Raw genomic sequence first — 18,472 nt, 5'->3', positions numbered from 1 at the left:
CGCCCCACCCCCGCCCCGCTGCTTCGCAGCGACCCTCCCGCATGGGGGGAGCGTAAGCTCACATCCCCGTCAGGTCGCTCATCAGCCCGGATGCCACCGAGAGCCGCGACACGGTGATCTCGCCGCCTTCGGTCAGCGCCTGTAGCCGCTCGCGGATGCGCGCGACGCGCTCGCCGCCGGCCTCCAGCCAGGCCGCCACCGCATCCGCCGCCTTGCCGTGGGCGGTGAGCGCCGCAACGGCGATGCCGCGCCTTGCAGCGCCGATGGTGTCGGAGGCGCGCGACAGCGCAAGCTGGTCGTAGTAGTCCGGCGGCATGATCGAACGCGCGGCTTCCTCGACGCGCGGAATGCGGAAGGCATCGCTGACGGCGAAGAAGGCCTTGGCCGCGCTGACGATGTCGGCATTGGCCGTGCGCGCGGTGAGCGCGATGTCCGGAATCAGTTCACCAACCTCGGCGAGCGCCAGCTTCTCGGCCAGTTTCTCGGGCGCGCCGCCCTTGAACAGGCCGTGCCGCCGCTCCTCGATCCGCTCGCGCGAGAAGGCCGGCAGCAGCGCGGTGAGCTTCGGCTCCAAAGCCTTGCGCGCCTCCTGCAGCTCGGCGATGCGCTGGCCGAGCGGTACCGAGTCCAAGTCATTCTTCAGGTACCAGCCGCTGGTCACGAAGATGAGCCGGCTAACCGACTGGTAGAGATCGAGTTGCATCTGGCCGTCGATCTGGTTGTCGAGCGCGTCGATTTCGCGATAGAGCGCCGGCAGCGCGAAGCCGTCGCGGACCACGGCGAAGGTGCGGACGACGTCGGCCGCGCTGCGCCCCGTGGCTTCCTGCAGGCGGTTGACGAAAGACGGCCCGCCGCGATTGACCAGATCGTTGGCGACGACACGCGCTATGATCTCGCGCCGCAGCCGGTGGTCGCGGATTTCGCCGGCGAATTTCTTCGCCATGCGCTCCGGGAAATAGCCCATCAGGTCGCGGTCGAAATGCGGATCGTCCGGCACGTCGCTGGCGACGATGTCGGAGAACAGAACGATCTTGGCATAGGCAAGCAGCACGCCGAGCTCGGCCCTGGTCAGCGGCTCCCCGCGCGCCTCGCGCTCGGCAAGCGCGGCCGGCGAGGGCAGCGTCTCGACCGCGCGGTCGAGCGGGCCCCGCGCTTCAAGCGCCGTCATGAAACGCGCCTGATGCGCTATGTCGGCCAGCCCGCGCTTGCGCGCCAGCGAAAGCGCCAACGTCTGCTGGTAGTTGTTGGAGAGCACCAGCCCGCCGACCTCCTCGGTCATTTCGGCGAGCAGCTTGTTGCGCGCCGGTCTCGCCAGCGAGCCTTTGCGCATGGCCGACGCCAGCGCGATCTTGATGTTGACCTCGACGTCGGAGCAGTTGACGCCGCCCGAATTGTCGATGGCGTCGGAATTGCAGCGGCCGCCATTCATGCCGAATTCGATGCGCGCCCGCTGCGTGACGCCGAGATTGGCGCCCTCGCCGATGACCTTGGCGCGCACCTCGAGCGCGGTGACGCGGATGGCGTCGTTGGCGCGGTCGCCGACATCCTGGTTGGTCTCGCCTGAGCCCCGGACATAGGTGCCGATGCCGCCGAACCACAGAAGATCTACCGGCGCCTTGAGAATGGCGTTCATGATCTCGACCGGCGTCGCCGTGGTCTTGCCGAGACCGATCGCGGCCGCGGCCGCCGCCGGCAGCGTGATCGACTTCTGGCTGCGCGAGACGATGACGCCGGCTTCCGACAGTTTCGACTTGTCATAGTCCTGCCATGACGAGCGCGGCAGCGCGAACATGCGCTGCCGCTCAGCCAGCGAAGCCGCCATGTCCGGATCGGGATCGATGAAGATATCGCGATGGTCGAAGGCGGCGATCAACCTGGTCGCCGGCGACAAAAGCATGCCGTTGCCGAACACGTCGCCCGACATGTCGCCGACGCCGACCACGGTGAAGGGCGAGGTCTGGATGTCGCGGTTCATCTCGCGGAAATGCCGCTTCACCGCTTCCCACGCGCCCTTGGCGGTGATGCCCATCTTCTTGTGGTCGTAGCCGGCCGAGCCGCCGCTGGCGAAGGCATCGTCGAGCCAGAAGCCGTGTTTCTCGGAAATGGCGTTGGCGGTGTCGGAGAACGTCGCCGTGCCCTTGTCGGCGGCGACGACGAAATAGGGATCGTCAGGATCGCGCCGCACCACGCCGGCCGGCGGGATGACGCCTTCGACACCGATATTGTCGGTGATCGAAAGCAGGCTGGAGACGAAATTCTTGTAGGCCGAGGTGCCGGCCTCGAAGATCGCGTCGCGAGTGCCGCCGACCGGCAGATGCTTTGGATAGAAGCCGCCCTTGGCGCCGACCGGCACGATGACCGCGTTCTTGACCTGCTGCGCCTTGACCAGACCCAGCACCTCCGTGCGGTAGTCCTGGGCGCGGTCCGACCAGCGCAGGCCGCCGCGCGCCACCGGACCGAAGCGCAGATGCACGCCCTCGACCTCGGAGCCGTAGACGAAGATCTCGCGCCAGGGCCGCGGCGCCGGCAGGCCGTCGACGGCCTGCGAGTCGAGCTTGATGGCCAGCGACTGCCCCTTCTCTTTCGTATCGGCTACGAAATGATTGGTGCGCAGCGAAGCTTCGATCAGGTTGAGGTAGCGGCGGATGATGGTGTCGTCGTCGATGTTGGGGACCTCTTCCAGCGCATCCTTGATCTTGGCCTTGAGGTGCTTGGCGGCCACCACGCCTTCGGTTTCGGCCTTCGGCCCGAGGCGGGCGACGAACAGCTGATGCAGCCCACGCGCGATCTCCGGATAGCGGTTGAGCGCGGCGGCGATGAAATCCTGGCTCTGCGGGATGCCGGCCTGCTGCAGGTAACGGCCATAGGCGCGCAGGATGGTGATCTCGCCCGACCACAGGCCGGCGGTCTGGGCAAGGCCGTTATAGGCGTCGTTGTCGACATCGCCGCGCCAGACCGAAAGGAAGGCATCCTCGAACAGCGCGCCGCCGTCGGCGAGGTCGATCGGCTTGCCGTAGCTGTTCTCCAGTTCCATGTCGTGGATGAACACCTCGTCGGCCGTATCGTCGCGGACCTCGAAGGTGCGTTCGCTGATGACGCGGAAGCCGACATTTTCCAGCACCGGCACGCGCCGCGACAGCGCCACCGGGCTGCCATAGTGATAGATCTTCAGCGACGCCTGGTGCGCTTTCTGGTCACCATGGCGGTAATAGTCGATGGCGATCGGATTGGCGGCGCCGATCCTGGCGATGCGCCCGGCATCGGCCAGCGCCACAGCGGCGGTAAAGGTATCGCGGTAGCTTTCAGGGAAGCGCGCCGCGATTGCCTTCAGCGCCGGATCGCTTCCGGCCGCTTCGGCCGCCTCGGAAAGCGCGTCCTCCCAGGTGCGCACGATGTCGCGCAGCGCCGCCTCGATCGTCGCCTGATCGACCTTCGGCGTCTTGCCGCCGGAGCGGCCGATGATGAAATGGACGCGCGCCAGCCCGCCTTCCGGGAAGGCCGGATAGTAAGCCGAGAGCCGCCCCTCGAACACCGTCTTGAGATAGGCGCCGATCTTCTCGCGCACGACGCTGTCGTAGCGGTCGCGCGGCACGAAGACGATGACGGAGACGAAGCGATCGAACTGGTCGACGCGCACCAGCGCCCGCACCCGCGGCCGCTCGATCAGCCCGAGGATGGCGCTGGCGTGCTTGCGCAGGATCGGCACCGAGACCTGGAACAGCTCGTCGCGCGGATAGCTTTCCAGCGTGTTGATCAGCGCCTTGCCCGAATGATCATGCGGGTCGAAACCGGATTTCGCGATGACCGTCTCGGCCTTCGAGCGCAGATAGGGGATCTTCATCACCGAGCGCGTGTAGGCGGTCGAGGTGAACAGGCCGACGATGCGCAACTCGCCGGCGAGCGCTCCCTTGGCGGTGTAGGTCTTGACGCCGATATAGTCGAGATAGATGCGGCGATGCACCGAGGACTTGGCGTTCGCCTTGGTGACGATCAGCGGCTCGGGCCCGTGCAGGAAGGCGCGGATTTCCGGCGTCGTCGTCACCGCCTCGGTGCCGCGCCTGAGAACCAGCACGTCAGGATCCGACAAGATGCCGAGGCCGGGCTTGTCGGCGCGCTCCAGCGTCCCGCTCTCCTGCCCGCCGACATATTTGAACTCGCGCATGCCGAGGAAGGTGAAATTGTCGTCGCGCAGCCATTCGAGGAAGGCGATCGCCTCGGCGACGCTTTTCTTGTCGAGCGGCACGGCCGAATAGCGGAATTCGGAAATGGCCTGGTCGAGGCGGGCAAGCATCCGCTTCCAGTCGGTGACGGCGGCGCGAACCTGGCCGAGCATCTTGCACAGCCGCTCGGTGAGCCCAGCCGCCTGTTCCGCGCTCAGCCGCGGGATATGGACATGAACGACGCTCAGCCGGTCGTCATCCTCCTTGCCGCTGTCGCCCGGGAGCTGCACGACGCCGCTCTCGTCGTGCCGCACGGTGACGATCGGATGGGTGACGAGCGTCGGCTGGCTGGACGTCTCGGCGATCTCGCCGAGAATGGAATCGAACAGGAACGGCATGTTGTCGTTGACGACCGTGATGACCGTGACCGGCCTGCCGCCGCAGGAAACGCCGGAATCGGCCTCGACGGCGACGACGCTCTCGCCCTTCCTGTGGCGGGCGACGGCCCGGCTGGCGAGATCGGCGGCGCGTTCCAGGTCGGCTACATCATAGGCCGCGATATCCTCGGCCGGCGCCCGGGCAAGCAGGTGGTCGGCAAGCCTCGCGGGCTTTTCTTCCGCTTTCGCGGCGACTTTCTTCTTCGGCTTGGATTTCACGCTGGCCATGACGCTTATTCCCTCCCGTCGTATGCTTTTGCGACTATGGTAGCAGATGACCGCCGTTTGGCGACAAAGGTTTGACGACGCATTAAAAAATTCGAACCGACGTCTTGCGAGGAGAACCATCGTGACCGACAGGATTACCGCGCTCGACCTTGTCCAGGCGGAGCTCAGCGAAGCGACGACGGCCTATTTCGCCAAATGCGAGGAGAAGCTCGGCCTCGTGCCCAACGTGCTTCTGGCCTACGCCTTCGACGAGAAGAAGCTGCGCGCCTTCACCGACATGTACAACGATTTGATGCTGGGCGATTCCGGCCTGTCGAAGCTGGAGCGCGAGATGATCGCGGTCGTCGTCTCCTCGATCAACCATTGCTACTACTGCCTGACCGCGCATGGCGCGGCGGTGCGCCGGCTTTCGGGCGATCCGGCGCTGGGCGAGATGATGGCGATGAATTTCCGCGCCGCCGACCTGTCCGAGCGGCAGAAGGCGATGCTGGAATTCGCGGTCAAGCTGACGGAGGAGCCGGCCAGGATCGTCGAGGCCGACCGCGCCGCATTGCGGCAGGCCGGCTTCAGCGATCGCGACATCTGGGACATCGCCTCGACCGCCGCCTTCTTCAACATGTCCAACCGGGTGGCGGCCGCCGTCGACATGCGGCCGAACCCCGAATACCACCCCATGGCAAGGTGAGGCATGACAATAGACACTTCCGGCGAGTGGTGGGTTGGCAGCGAACCGAACGATATCGCGGAATACCTGGAGAGCTACGCAAGCGAAGGCTACGAAGTCCACGACTTCAGGCTCGCACGATGCAGCTGCGGTTCCACCTCGTTTCTTCTCGATGCCGACGATGATGAGGGCGTAGCACGACGGAAGTGCACGGTCTGCGGGTCCGAGCATCTTATCTGCGACAGCGACAAGTTTTGGGATGATGCCGACCCGGAAGGCTGGATCTGTATCGAATGCGGTTCCGAAGCCACAAACGTTGGCGTCGGGTTCTCCATCTATCCGGGACGTGGAGGCATTCGCTGGCTTTATGTCGGGGTTCGATGCTCGCATTGCGGCGTCCTGGGATGTTTCGCCGGCTGGAAGGTAGGCACGTCCGATAGCATGGACCTTTTGGACAAGGTCTAGCCGCTCGCCGCCTCATATTAGCGTTAGCGCATTCTCATTGCATGTTCGCCGCTTTGGTCCGATGATCAACGATTGCGGCGTGGCCGCATGCCGGTTCGACGCCGCCGACAAGGGAGGAAGAACATGGCGAAATATCTCTATGTCTATCACGGCTCCGGCAAGATGCCGACCGACGAGGCCGAACGGAAAGCGGCGATGGATGCCTGGACCGGCTGGTATGACAAGCTGGGCACCGCCGTCGTCGACGGCGGCAATCCCGTCGGCATGTCGAAGACAGTGCTGCCCGGCGGCACGGTCGAAAACAATGGCGGCAGCAATCCGACCGCCGGCTATACGATCGTCGAGGCGAAGGACATCGACGATGCCGTCGCCAAGGCCAGGGATTGCCCGATCCTGACGAACCCTGCCTTCAGCGTCGAGATCGCGCCGATCATCGAGGTGATGTAGCACTCGGAAGCGTCGGCGATCGCCACAGCGGGGAAGGCGGGCAGCGCGCCGGTCTTGCCCGCCCGGCTTTGCACGGCTAGAAGAGCCGACCTCTTGTCCATTTCGAGCTTCGCTTTGCCTCAGTAACCGCCGGTCTCGTCTACCCCCCGAAGCACCGCGGACGCAGCTTTTGGCGGCGCCTGCATCATCTTCATGTGTTCTTCAGGCGGCGGTTTCGAGACCGGTTTGGCATTGCTGAGCCGCCGTCGCGCGCAACTCGCCGACGCCTGACTTCCAACCATCACAGCCCTTTTGCCACGCCGTGCCTGATGGGCATCTCGGACATCGCCGGCCTGAAGGACTTCCCGACGGGAAGGGCCTTCCGGCATGTCTGGACTGTTGCGTATCCGCTGGGCGATCGTGCCCGAAATCGCGCCTCGACCTCTCATCAACTGCAATCGCTGCGGCGGCGTGATCCCCTATCGATGCAGCGGAAAATTCCGTGTCAACGCCAACGGCAAGCGCATCGACGCCTGGCTGATCTACCGCTGCACGGACTGCGACAACTCCTGGAATTTTTCTATCCTGGAGCGTCGCAACCGCCGCGATATCGCGCCGGCGCTGCTTATGGCGCTCGAAAGCAACGACCCGACGCTCGTGCGATGCCACGCGCTCGATGCCGCCGCGCTGCGGAAGCAGATCGGTCGGATCGAGGAATTTTCTGACGTCACGGTCCAAAGGCAGCTTCTGGATGGCAGGCCGGAATGCGCCAGCGCGCTTATGCTCGAGCTTCGGCTCGACGCCGCGACACCCTTGCGGCTCGACCGTCTGCTCGCCGGAGAGCTCGGCATCTCGCGGTCGAGGCTTCAAGCCTGGCAAGAACGGCAGTCGCTCGCTATCGAACCGGATGGTGCCAGAGTCCTGCGCAGGCCGGCGCGCGACGGCACGGCGATCCGCATCGATCTTGCCGGCGAAGCCGATCGCGACGCCATCCTATCGGCTGCATGCGGATGAAATGAAAAGGGAGGGAGCAATTGCCCCCTCCCCCAATGACCGCCTGCGAAAGAGGCTTACGCCGCCCCCATCACCTTGGCCGCCTTCTCGAAGCGCTTGCGCTCGTTCGGATCGAGATAGAGCTTCCTGAGCCGGATGGTCTTCGGCGTCACCTCGACCAGCTCGTCGTCCTGGATCCAGGCCAGCGCGCGCTCCAGCGTCATGCGCACCGGCGGGGTGAGCTTCACCGCCTCGTCCTTGCCGGCGGCACGGATGTTGGTGAGCTTCTTGCCCTTCAGCACATTGACCTCGAGGTCGTTGTCGCGAGAATGGATGCCGATGATCATGCCCTGATAGACCTTGACGCCCGGATCGATGATCATCGGGCCGCGGTCTTCCAGGTTCCACATCGCATAGGCGACCGACTCGCCCTGCTCGTTGGAGATCAGCACGCCGTTGGTGCGGCCGGGCAGCTCACCCTTGTACGGCTCGTAGGCATAAAACAGCCGGTTCATCACCGCGGTACCGCGCGTGTCGGTCAACAATTCCGACTGGTAGCCGATCAGGCCGCGCGTCGGCGCATGGAAAACGAGACGCTGGCGGTTGCCGCCGGAAGGACGCAACTCGACCATCTCGGCCTTGCGCTCCGACATCTTCTGCACGACGACGCCGGCATGCTCCTCGTCGACGTCGATGACGACTTCCTCGACCGGCTCGAGCAATTCGCCGTTCTCGCCCTTCTGCATGACGACGCGCGGCCGTGACACGGCGATCTCGAAACCTTCGCGGCGCATCGTCTCGATCAGCACCGCAAGCTGCAATTCGCCGCGACCGGAGACAAAGAAGGAATCCTTCTCCGCCGATTCCTCGATCTTCAGCGCCACATTGCCTTCGGCCTCGCGCAGCAGGCGGTCGCGGATGACGCGGCTGGTCACCTTGTCGCCCTCGGTGCCGGCAAGCGGGCTGTCGTTGACCAGGAAGGACATCGTCACCGTCGGCGGGTCGATCGGCTGCGCGTGCAGCGGCTCGGTCACGCTCGGATCGCAGAAGGTGTCGGCGACAGTGCCCTTCGACAGGCCGGCGATGGCGACGATGTCGCCCGCCTGCGCTTCCTCGATCGGCTGGCGCTCAAGGCCGCGGAAGGCGAGGATTTTCGAGATGCGTCCGGTTTCGATCTGCGTGCCGTCATGGTGCAGCACCTTGACCGCCTGGTTGGGCTTGAGCGTGCCGGACTCGATGCGGCCGGTGATGATGCGGCCGAGGAACGGGTTGGCTTCCAGGATGGTGCCGATCATGCGGAACGGACCGGGATGCACCGTCGGCGCCGGCACATGCTTGACGACCAGGTCGAACAGCGGCGCCAGGCCCTGGTCCTTCGGGCCTTCGGGATTCTCGGATACCCAGCCGTCGCGGCCGGAACCGTAGAGGATCGGGAAATCGAGCTGCTCGTCGGTGGCGTCGAGCGCGGCGAACAGGTCGAACACCTCGTTGACCACCTCGATGTGGCGGGCGTCCGGCCGGTCGATCTTGTTGATGACGACGATTGGCCGCAGACCCACCTTGAGCGCCTTGCCGACGACGAACTTGGTCTGCGGCATCGGCCCTTCGGCGGCGTCGACGAGCACGATCGCCGAATCCACCATCGACAGGATGCGTTCGACCTCGCCGCCGAAATCGGCGTGTCCGGGCGTGTCGACGATGTTGATGCGGGTGCCCTTCCAGTCGACCGAGGTCGCCTTGGCGAGGATGGTGATGCCGCGTTCCTTTTCGAGGTCGTTGGAATCCATGGCGCGCTCGGCCACGCGCTGGTTGTCGCGGAAGGCGCCGGACTGTTTCAGGAGCTGGTCGACGAGCGTGGTTTTCCCATGGTCGACATGCGCGATGATCGCGATATTGCGGAGGTTCATTGTCTGGTCTCGGGAGCGTTGCAGGCAGCAGGCCCAAAAGCGCCGCCTTTTTCGGTTGCGCGGCTCATACAAGGTTTTTCGCAATTGCGAAAGGGGAGGCCCCACCCCAAATACATGGTCACTGATTCTTAAACGTCTTGGGGTGAAATGATTCCATTAACCAAGGCGGAACCTTTGAAGGGTTGGGCGGTTCGATGTTCATGACCGATCAGATGTCCAGATTGCGTCCGGTTTTGGCATGGGCAGCGCTTGGCGTGCTGCTTGCGGCCGGTGTGGCGCAGTCGGCGACGGCTCTGAGGGAAGCTGACCCGATCTCACCGCCTGACGCCAAGACCGCGCAGCAGATGTTCGCCGACGCCCCTGACGGTGTCGACCCGATCGTCACCGGCCCGGTCAGCGCCGCCTTCAAGCAGCGCCAGAAGGCCGCCAACTGCGATACAGCCGTCTGGCCGAACGTTCCAGCGACCTGCTATCCGGATTGACGACCGCTTCCGCGGTCGTCGTCTCCCAGGAAAAGAGCCTCAAGCCGAGCGCACCGGATCGAGCGTGACCTTGTAGAGTTCGTTGTCGTCGCGATCCATCAGCCGCACGGTGAGCTGCTCGGTGGCGCCGGAAATATCGACCAGCCCGAAGAACTGCAGCCCGGCGGACGGCGGCAGGTTCTGGCCCTGCTCGGCGGTCGGCGCCTTGATGAACTTCAGCTCCGGCCCGAACGTCATGTCGAGGTCGTTGGGGCCGAATGTGCCGGCATGGATCGGGCCGGAGACAAATTCCCAGAACGGGTTGAAATCCTGGAACTGCGCCTTGTCGGGGTTGTAGTAATGCGCCGCCGTGTAGTGCACGTCGGCGGTGAGCCATACCGTGTTGGTGATGCCGGCGTTCTTGATGTAGCGCAGCAGATCGGCGAATTCGAGCTCGCGGCCCTTCGGCGCGCCATTGTCGCCATTGCTGACCGCCTCGGCGCCGGCCTTCTTGGTGGCGTCGTTCCATACGACCAGGCCAAGAGGCATGTCGGCGGCGATGATCTTCCACGTCGCCTTGGAATTGGCCAGTTCCCGCTTCAGCCACTTGGTCTGCTGCTCGCCGAGCATGCGCGACTTCGGCGTCAGCGTTTCCTCCATGCCCGGACCGTTCGGCCCGCGATAGGAGCGCATGTCGAGGAAGAATACGTCGAGCAGCGGGCCGTGGGCGATCTTGCGGTAGACGCGGCCGGGCTCCGACGGCTCGTAGCGGATGGTCGTCATCTCGTGGAAGGCGCGCGCCGCGCGGGCCGCCAGCACATGGATGGACTTTTCCGTGTAGCGGTTGTCGGCGGTCAGGTCCTTCGAATCCGACCAGTTGTTCAGCACCTCGTGGTCGTCCCACTGGTAGAAGGTCGGGCAGATGGCGGAGAGGCCAAGCACATGCTTGTCCAACATGTTGTACTTCCACTGGTCGCGGTACTCGTCCAGCGTCTCGGCGACCTTGCGCTTGCCGTCGATCATGACGACGTTCTTCCACTTGCCGCCGCCGGGCAGGTCGACCTCGTCCTTCATCGCGCCGTCGGCATAGATCGTGTCGCCGGAATGCAGGAAGAAGTCAGGCGTGTGCTTGGCGATGGTGGAATAGGTCTTCATGCCGGTCTCGTCGATGCCCCAGCCCTGTCCGGCGGTGTCGCCGGACCAGGCGAAGCGCACGTCGCGCTTGGAGGCCGGCGCGGTGCGGAAGCGGCCGACGATCGGCTCGGAGACGGCATTGATGTCGGAAAGATCGGCGGCGACCATGCGGTAGAAGATATCCTGGTCGGCGGCGAGGTCGGTGAGCAGCCGCTTCACGGTGTAGTCGCTGGCGGGCGAGGTATCGAGCGGCGCCAGCTTTGTCGCGTCAGTGAAGCTTTCCGTCGTCGACACTTCATACATGACGCGCGCCGGGCGATCGGTGCGCGTCCAGACCATGCCGGAGGTGGCGTCGACATCGCCGGACTGGACGCCGTGGGTGAAGGCCGGGCGCTGGCTGGCGCGGGAATAATAGGGCAGCGCGAGGCCGGAGGCGCCGACAAGGCCAAAGGCGCTGGCCGAAGTGACGAAAGCGCGGCGGGTCAACGAGAGCTTGTTCATGGCTGTCTCCGGATGGCATTGAACGCGACCGCCAAGCTCTCGCCTCAATGTTTCAGGCGCATATCGGAACCATGAAGTTTTGATAACAGTGCACTTTTCCTTCTCCCCTTGCGGGAAAAGGTGGATCGGCGCGCGGCGCCGAGACGGATGAGGGGTGCGCGACTGAGTGAGACGGTGGCGTTCCCTGGAGCACCCCTCATCCGTCGCCTTCGGCGACACCTTCTCCCACAAGGGGAGAAGGAAAAGTCGCGCCCTACGCCGCCTGCGGCTCCGGCTCGAAGGCCGGCCTGCTCGTGTTGATCAGCAGCGAGATACAGGCCGCCGCGATGCCCGTCATGCCGGCGATCAGGAAGGCGAGCTCGTAGTTGCCCTGCAGCTCGCGCATGGTGCCGCCGAAGGCAGCAGCCGCGGCCGCACCCACCTGGTGGCCGGCGACGATCCAGCCGAACACGATCGGGCCGCTGCGGTCGCCGAAGGCTTCGTTGGCCAGCCGCAGCGTCGGCGGCACGGTGGCGATCCAGTCGAGCCCATAGAGCACGGCGAAGATGATCAGGCTGACCGCCGAGAAGCCGGAATAGGGCAGGTAGATCAGCGACAGTCCGCGGATCGCATAGTAGACGCCGAGCAGCTTGCGCGGGTCGAAGCGGTCGGTGAGCCAGCCGGACAGCGTCGTGCCGATCAGGTCGAAAATCCCCATCAGCGACAACAAGCCGGCCGCCTGCACCTCGCCGATCCCCATGTCGCCGCAGAAGGAGATGAGATGCGTGCCGACGAGACCGTTGGTGGTGAAGCCGCAGATGAAGAAGGTGGCGAACAGGTACCAGAATACGCGCGTGCCGGCGGCGCGGCGCAGCGTGTTGAGCGTATGCGCCAGGAAATTGCCTTGCGAGGCCGGCGACACTGGCGGCACATCGTCGGCGTCGGCGCCATAGCGCACCTGGCCGATCGAGGCCGGGCGCTCCGGCACCAGTAGATAGACCAGCGGCACCAGGGCGGCGGTGGCGATAGCGATGGCGATGGCGACCGGCTTCCAGCCGCCCGCCTGGGCCAACGAGGCGAGCAGCGGCAGGAATACCAGCAGGCCGGTGGCGCTTGAGGCTGACATCAGCCCCATCACCAGGCCGCGATTGGTCTTGAACCAGCGATTGACGATGGTGGCGCCGAGCACTGTAGCGACCGCACCCGAGCCGATGCCGGAAAACACGCCCCATGTGATCAGCAGATGCCATGGCTTGGTCATCAGCAGGCTGAGCGCCGTCGAACCCGACATCACCAGCAGCGACGCAAGCAGCGTGCGGCGCAGCCCGATCCGCTCCATCAGCGCGGCGGCAAACGGCCCGGTCAGGCCATAGAGGAAGATGCCGACCGCTGCAGCCAGCGAGACGACATCGCGCCGCCAGCCGAAGCTCTCCTCCAGCGGCAGCATCATCACCGACGGCGCGGATCGCAGCCCGGCGGCGATCAGCAGGCAGAGAAAGATGACGCCGACCACGACGAAAGCGTAGCGCTGGCCAAACGGACGAGACTGAGCTATCATGTTACTGACCGGTACGTTGCAATTAGATGGCGCTATGAATACGTACCGGTCAGTAACATTGTCAAGCGAGTCGTTGCATGCCATCGGACAAAAAAATTGAAGCATCCATCAGCGGGGATCACGCGCCAGCGCATCCGAAGGCCGCCGACAAGATCCTCGACGTGGCGCGCGACCTGTTCTATCGCGAAGGCATCCGCGCGATCGGCGTCGACGAGATCGTCAAGCGCGCCGGCGTCACCAAGCCCAGCCTCTACCGCACCTTCCCGTCCAAGGACGAGCTCGCCGCCTCTTATCTGCGCAAGTATGACCTGGAATTCTGGGAGCGTTTCGACGAAGCCGTCGACGCGCATCCCGGCAATCCGCGCGCCCAGATCGTCGCCTTCCTCACCCGCGTCGGCAAGCGCACGCAGAAGCCGGACTATCGCGGCTGCGGCATGACCAATGCGGCGGTCGAGTATCCCGAGCACGGTCATCCGGCGCGGGTGGTGAGCGAGAACAACAAAGTCGAACTGCGCCGTCGCCTGCGCGCCATGGCGGCGGCGATGGGCGCGGCGGATGCCGACACGCTCGGCGACGGACTGCTGCTGTTGATCGAGGGCGCCTATATCAGCGGCCAGTTGTTCGGCCTCGGCGGACCGGCGGCGTCGGTCGCCCGCAACGCCGATCTGCTGATCGAAGCCAGCTTGAAGAAATAGCGATTGGCGCTAGCGCGTTTCACCGTTTCACGGAAACGGCGAAACGCCCTATCTCCTTGTTTTTACGCAATTCCGGACGGAAAACCGCTCACACTTTTCCTGGGATTGCTCTAGGCTGCGGCGACCTTCACCGGAGATGTCCCGCAATGCGTGCGCTTCTGATCCTTCTTGGCCTTGTCGCTTTGTGCCCGGCAGCGCATGCCGGCGACATTTCCAGCGCCTACACCGATCTCGACTGGAAGAAGGATTGCGTCACCTATGCACAGGCGGAAGAAGGCGACGGCGATTGGGCGAGCCTCGCCTGCGCGGGCTATCGCGGCTATCCGGTGCTGGTCGGCTACGACGACGCGCGCGAGTCCGTCTATTACGGCTTTCCCTCCGACGACATGACCGCGGTGTGGGAAAGCTTTTCCGCCTTCAATTCCTCTGGAGCCAAGGTCGAGTGGCGCATCGAAACCAACGGCGACAAGGCCATCCCCTTCGCCGTCATTCACCGCCGCGAGATCAGCAATCCCGAAAACGAGAACAAGCCGACCGAGGTGCTGGTTGTCGCCAAGGTCGCGCAGCCGGAGGAGCATGAGGGCTGCACCATCGGCCTGGTGCTCGCCACCGGCAATGCCGAGGCCAACGACCAGGCGCGCAAGCTCGCCGACGAAAAGGCGAAGAGCTTTGCTTGCGGCAAGGACAAGCGCGAGCTGATCGGCAACGTCCCCGACTTCGGCCGGGTCGACAACTGATTATTTGCTGGCCTTCGCCCGCTCGATTGCGTCGACGATCATCTTCTTGGCGTATTTGGAATCGTGCCAGCCCTCGATCTTGACCCATTTGCCGGGCTCGAGGTCCTTGTAGTGCTCGAAGAAGTGCTGCACCTGCTGGCGGGTGATTTCCGGCAGATGCGTGTATTCGGTGACGTTCTCGTAGCGCAGCGTCAGCTTCGGCGACGGCACCGCGATCACCTTCTCGTCCTGGCCGGCATTGTCTTCCATGATCAGCACGCCGATCGGGCGCACATTGATGACGCAGCCCGGCACCAGCGCGCGCGTGTTGCAGACCAGCACGTCGATCGGATCGCCGTCGCCCGACAGCGTGTGCGGCACGAAGCCGTAATTGCCGGGATAGCGCATGGAGGTGTGCAAGAAGCGGTCGACGAACAGCGTGCCGGCCTCCTTGTCCATCTCGTACTTGATCGGCTCGCCGCCGATCGGCACCTCGATGATGACGTTGATGTCGTCAGGCGGGTTCTTCCCGGTGGGCACGGCTTCGATACGCATGGCGCAAATCCCTCTCAATCTTGTGAGATCGATAGCGGGACACGCGTCATGGTGCAATGCGGCGAATGGTGCTGAACGCTATTGGAAGCGCACAGTTTGTGATGGGTTGTAATGCATGTCGGCCAAAAGTGCGCAGCGGTTTTGGGGAGAACGACATGCGTCGAGACAGAAACTTAAGGCGCGTCGCGGCGCGACGCGCTTTGACGGTGTCCCGTCATTCCCAGACGAAGGCGACTTTCTTCAGCGCCTTCTGCTCGAAGACCTCGACGCCTTCGGCGATGTCGCGGCCGCCATTGCCGGCATAGAAGGCCAAGGCGTTGTGATTGTCTTCCAGCGCCCACACCACCAGGCCTTTGAGGCCATGGTCGGCAAGGCGCGTCCGCGCCGCCTTGAACAGCCGGCTGCCAAGCCCGATGCCCTGGTACTCCGGCCGCAGGTAAAGTTCATAGATCTCGCCCTGCTGCCTGAGTTCGCGGGCGCGGTTCTTGCCGATCGTGGCGTAGCCGGCGATCGTGCCGCCGATCTCGACGACCAGCACCGTGGCCGCGCGGCGAATCGCGTTCGCCCACCAGTCCGGGCCACGGCGATTGATCATGGCCGTCAGCGTGCGGTGCGGGATGATGCCGCAATAGGCGCCGCGCCACGCTTCCTGATGCACTTCGGCGATGGCGGGTGCATCGCGAGGGTCGGCTTTGCGGATGTCGATCGTCAGCGTGTTCATGATTTGTTAACCATAGACCCGCTTCGCCTGATTGCAAAGAGTTCGCTCTGTCGCGCCCGCGCTTTCGCACAAGCGAAATTGCCGGCATCGGAAGCCCGGAAAACGGCGTTCGGCAGGGCAGTTACGGACAGGTCCGGTCAGATTTCGACGAGGTGGTCGTCCAGCTCGTTGGTGTCGCCTTCGGTGACCGGGAAATGCTCGGCGAGCACCGCGCCGACCGATTCGATCGCCTTGACGAAACCGTCGGCGAGTCGGTCGTCGCCGGCGTGCCGGGTGAGCTCCCGCACCACGCCGTCCCAGACATGCTGGCCGACCTTTGCGTCGATGCCGCTGTCGGCGGCCACTTCGGCATAGCGCTCGGCGATCGAGACGAAGATCAGCACGCCGGTGCGCGCGCTCGTGCGATGGACGTTGCGGGCAAGGAATTGCTTCATCGCATTGGCGTGAGCCGCCTGGTAGCGCAGCCGCCTCGGCACGAGATGGATGCGCCAGCCGGGCAGCGCCCATAGAAGCGCGAGCATGCAGCCCAGCGCCAGAATCTCGGCAAGCACGAAATGCGGCAGCCGGATGGTCAGCCACCAGGCTTCCAGCCCGTAGGCGACCGCAAGGCTGACGATGAGCGTGGCCAAAGCCGCCGCGAACGCGGCCGGAAAGAAATAGCCGTCGCTGGATTGCGCCACCACGCAATATATCTCGCCGGCGGTCTTGGCCTCTGCGGCGCGGATCGCCTCGGCGATGCGGTCATGGTCCTCAGGGCTGATCGGTCGCGTTGCCATGGTCCTCACCAGCTTCCCGAAGAGCCGCCGCCGCCCGACGAGCCGCCGCCGCCGGAAAAACCGCCGCCACCCCCTCCGGAGGACCAGCCTCCGCCGCCTGACGACCAGCTGCCGCCGCTGGACGACGACCGCCGTCCAGGCTCGAAGGTCATGCCGAGCCAGCGATAGCGGCCCGGCCCGATCCTCTGGCCGAAGATCGGCGGCAGCACCGTCAGCGCGATGCTGCCGAAGAAGATCAGCGCCCAGATGGTGATGAAGATGGCGAAGAACAGGTCGTCGGAGTTGAACGGCGCCTGCTCGTTGCGCTTGCCGCGCGCCTCCAGCTCCTCCGGATTGCCCTCCAGCACCATGATCATGTCGTCGACGGCCTTCGTGATGCCGCCGGAGAAGTCGCCGGCGCGGAAGGCCGGCACCATGTCGTTTTCGATGATCAGCTTGGTGTGCAGGTCGGTCAACGTGCCTTCCAGCCCATAGCCGACCTCGATGCGCATCTTGCGGTCGTTCGGCGCCACCAGCAGCAGAACGCCGTTGTTCTCCTTGGCCTGGCCGAGCTTCCAGAAGCGGAACAGGCGGTTGGCGTAGGGCTCGATCTCCTCGCCGCCAAGGCTGGGGATGGTGGCGACGACGATCTGGTCGGAGCCCTTCTTCTCGAAATCGGCAAGCTTTTGGGTCAGCGCCGCGCGCGTGCCGGCATCGATGATGCCGGCATTGTCGACCACGCGCCCGGTGAGCGGCGGAAGATTGGCGGCGAGGGCGGCGAGGGGGAGGAAAAATAGGCAGAGAAGAACCCCGAGAAGAGTGAGGTACGCGTTCCTTCGCGCCCCCCTCTGTCCTGCCGGACATCTCCCCCTCAAGGGGGGAGATTGGATGTCTTTTCGGCTTTCGCCAATTTTCGACGCAGCTAAGGAGGCGCCGGCGAAGCAACCGCCAATCTCCCCCCTTGAGGGGGAGATGTCCGGCAGGACAGAGGGGGGTATCAACACGCCAGCGGTCCGTCTTCTCGCGGGATTGTATTTCGAAGACCGTCGAAGGCGCTCACCCGCCCTGCTTCGTGCTCGTGCCGAAATCCACCTTCGGCACCTGCATCTTGTCTTCCTCGACGGTGAAGTTGGCGAAAGGCTCGTTGCCGCGGAACCAGAAGGTTGCCCACAGCACCGACGGGAAGGTTTTCAGTGTCAGATTGTAGTCCCTGACTGCCTGGATATAGTCGCGGCGCGCCACCGCGATGCGGTTCTCGGTGCCTTCGAGCTGCGCCTGCAGCGCCAGGAAATTCTGGTTGGCCTTGAGGTCGGGATAGGCCTCCGACACCGCGATCAGCCGCGACAGCGCGCCCGTCAGCCCGGCCTGGGCATCCTGGAATTTCTTCAACGCTTCCGGGTCCTTGAGCGTTTCGGGCGTCACGGTGATCTGCGTTGCCTTGGCACGCGCCTGGACCACCGCGTCGAGCGTGTCCTTCTCATGCGAGGCATAGCCTTTGACCGTCTCGACAAGGTTCGGGATCAGGTCCGAGCGGCGCTGATACTGGTTGAGCACCTCGCTCCAGGCCGCCCTGGCATTCTCCTCCGCCGTCGGGATGGTGTTGTAGCCGCAGCCGGCAAGCAGCGGCAGCGCGAAGGCCATCATCAGCAGGGCAGGCAGATTGCGGAAGGCGAAGGGTGGAAAAAGGCGTTCGGCGAACATGATTGGTCCCCTCGGATCGAAGTTGCGTGCGAAGCATTACCACAATCTGCGCGCAAGAAAATGACCCGGTGATGGTGCAGTCTCGCTCCTGCCGCTCGCCCCTGTGAATACGCGCCCGAACAGGCTAAGCTCCGAGCCGGAAAGGACATTTACCATGGCCGAGCGCCAGGACGACGAGAACGAATCGCGCCGCATCCTCGAGCGCGTCGCGCGCGAGACGACGCCGGGCGGCGCATCCTTCGTCGCCCGCGCCGCGAAGGACGCGCGCGACCACGTGACCGCGGCGGACGCCGACCGCTCCGATCCGATCGAAGTTTGGGGCACCCGCATTGGCCGAACGCTCGGTCTCATCATCGCCATTGGGCTGCTGGCCTGGCTGGTGTATGTCGCCACGCAGGGTGGCTAGGAAGAGAACT

Annotated in this window: 17 protein-coding genes; 8 read left to right on the top strand and 9 right to left on the bottom strand. The window is 64.6% G+C overall.

Annotation, left to right across the window (positions count from 1 at the left end; translation table 11 throughout):
• Positions 1-58 precede the first annotated feature (58 nt).
• Complete coding sequence (locus tag EJ067_RS18225; RefSeq protein WP_126086996.1) at positions 59-4,825, bottom strand: NAD-glutamate dehydrogenase; 4,767 nt, start codon at positions 4,823-4,825, stop codon at positions 59-61.
• A gap of 121 nt (positions 4,826-4,946) precedes the next feature.
• Between EJ067_RS18225 and EJ067_RS18220 the strand changes: the two genes are divergently transcribed.
• From EJ067_RS18220 to EJ067_RS18205, 4 genes are all read left to right on the top strand, one after another.
• A complete protein-coding gene (locus EJ067_RS18220; RefSeq protein ID WP_126086995.1) occupies positions 4,947-5,510 on the top strand; it encodes a peroxidase-related enzyme in 564 nt (187 codons plus the stop codon).
• 3 nt (positions 5,511-5,513) lie between these two features.
• Positions 5,514-5,954, top strand: coding sequence for a hypothetical protein (locus tag EJ067_RS18215; RefSeq protein WP_126086994.1), 441 nt, complete (start codon positions 5,514-5,516; stop codon positions 5,952-5,954).
• Positions 5,955-6,077: 123 nt separating this feature from the next.
• On the top strand, positions 6,078-6,401 hold the full coding sequence (locus tag EJ067_RS18210) for a hypothetical protein (protein WP_245467985.1): 324 nt from the start codon (positions 6,078-6,080) through the stop codon (positions 6,399-6,401).
• 366 nt (positions 6,402-6,767) lie between these two features.
• Entirely contained in the window at positions 6,768-7,394 is a 627-nt protein-coding gene (locus EJ067_RS18205) for a DUF1062 domain-containing protein (RefSeq protein WP_126086992.1), read from the top strand.
• Between the two features lie 56 nt (positions 7,395-7,450).
• Here EJ067_RS18205 and typA read toward each other — a convergent pair whose 3' ends face one another.
• Positions 7,451-9,280, bottom strand: coding sequence for a translational GTPase TypA (gene typA, locus EJ067_RS18200; protein WP_126086991.1), 1,830 nt, complete (start codon positions 9,278-9,280; stop codon positions 7,451-7,453).
• 200 nt (positions 9,281-9,480) lie between these two features.
• Here typA and EJ067_RS18195 point away from each other — a divergent pair, with 200 nt between their 5' ends.
• On the top strand, positions 9,481-9,762 hold the full coding sequence (locus tag EJ067_RS18195; RefSeq protein WP_126086990.1) for a hypothetical protein: 282 nt from the start codon (positions 9,481-9,483) through the stop codon (positions 9,760-9,762).
• A gap of 39 nt (positions 9,763-9,801) precedes the next feature.
• On the opposite strand, the gene EJ067_RS18190 is transcribed toward EJ067_RS18195, so the two are convergent.
• Positions 9,802-11,376, bottom strand: a complete 1,575-nt coding sequence (locus EJ067_RS18190) for an alkaline phosphatase (RefSeq protein WP_126086989.1) — start codon at positions 11,374-11,376, stop codon at positions 9,802-9,804.
• Positions 11,377-11,629: 253 nt separating this feature from the next.
• Positions 11,630-12,913 (bottom strand): MFS transporter, encoded by a 1,284-nt coding sequence (locus EJ067_RS18185; protein ID WP_126086988.1) that lies wholly within the window; start codon positions 12,911-12,913, stop codon positions 11,630-11,632.
• A gap of 77 nt (positions 12,914-12,990) precedes the next feature.
• Between EJ067_RS18185 and EJ067_RS18180 the strand changes: the two genes are divergently transcribed.
• Complete coding sequence (locus tag EJ067_RS18180; RefSeq protein ID WP_126086987.1) at positions 12,991-13,608, top strand: TetR/AcrR family transcriptional regulator; 618 nt, start codon at positions 12,991-12,993, stop codon at positions 13,606-13,608.
• 146 nt (positions 13,609-13,754) lie between these two features.
• A complete protein-coding gene (locus tag EJ067_RS18175) occupies positions 13,755-14,345 on the top strand; it encodes a hypothetical protein (RefSeq protein WP_126086986.1) in 591 nt (196 codons plus the stop codon).
• On the opposite strand, the gene ppa is transcribed toward EJ067_RS18175, so the two are convergent.
• The 5 genes from ppa to EJ067_RS18145 form a co-directional block, all read right to left on the bottom strand.
• Complete coding sequence (gene ppa / locus EJ067_RS18170) at positions 14,346-14,879, bottom strand: inorganic diphosphatase (RefSeq protein WP_126086985.1); 534 nt, start codon at positions 14,877-14,879, stop codon at positions 14,346-14,348.
• Between the two features lie 214 nt (positions 14,880-15,093).
• Complete coding sequence (locus EJ067_RS18165; protein WP_126086984.1) at positions 15,094-15,600, bottom strand: GNAT family N-acetyltransferase; 507 nt, start codon at positions 15,598-15,600, stop codon at positions 15,094-15,096.
• Between the two features lie 137 nt (positions 15,601-15,737).
• Positions 15,738-16,376, bottom strand: a complete 639-nt coding sequence (locus EJ067_RS18160; RefSeq protein ID WP_126086983.1) for a TPM domain-containing protein — start codon at positions 16,374-16,376, stop codon at positions 15,738-15,740.
• Between the two features lie 5 nt (positions 16,377-16,381).
• Entirely contained in the window at positions 16,382-17,230 is an 849-nt protein-coding gene (locus tag EJ067_RS18155; RefSeq protein ID WP_126086982.1) for a YgcG family protein, read from the bottom strand.
• A 181-nt stretch (positions 17,231-17,411) separates the two neighbouring features.
• Positions 17,412-18,056 (bottom strand): LemA family protein, encoded by a 645-nt coding sequence (locus tag EJ067_RS18145; RefSeq protein WP_126086981.1) that lies wholly within the window; start codon positions 18,054-18,056, stop codon positions 17,412-17,414.
• 154 nt (positions 18,057-18,210) lie between these two features.
• On the opposite strand from EJ067_RS18145, the gene EJ067_RS18140 reads away from it, so the two are divergent.
• Positions 18,211-18,462: a hypothetical protein gene (locus EJ067_RS18140; RefSeq protein WP_126086980.1), complete on the top strand. Its 252-nt coding sequence runs from the start codon at positions 18,211-18,213 to the stop codon at positions 18,460-18,462.
• Positions 18,463-18,472: the final 10 nt, after the last annotated feature.

Origin of the sequence: Mesorhizobium sp. M1D.F.Ca.ET.043.01.1.1 (assembly GCF_003952385.1) — a bacterium.
GTDB lineage: Bacteria > Pseudomonadota > Alphaproteobacteria > Rhizobiales > Rhizobiaceae > Mesorhizobium.
This window is presented reverse-complemented; position numbering and strand designations above follow the sequence as displayed.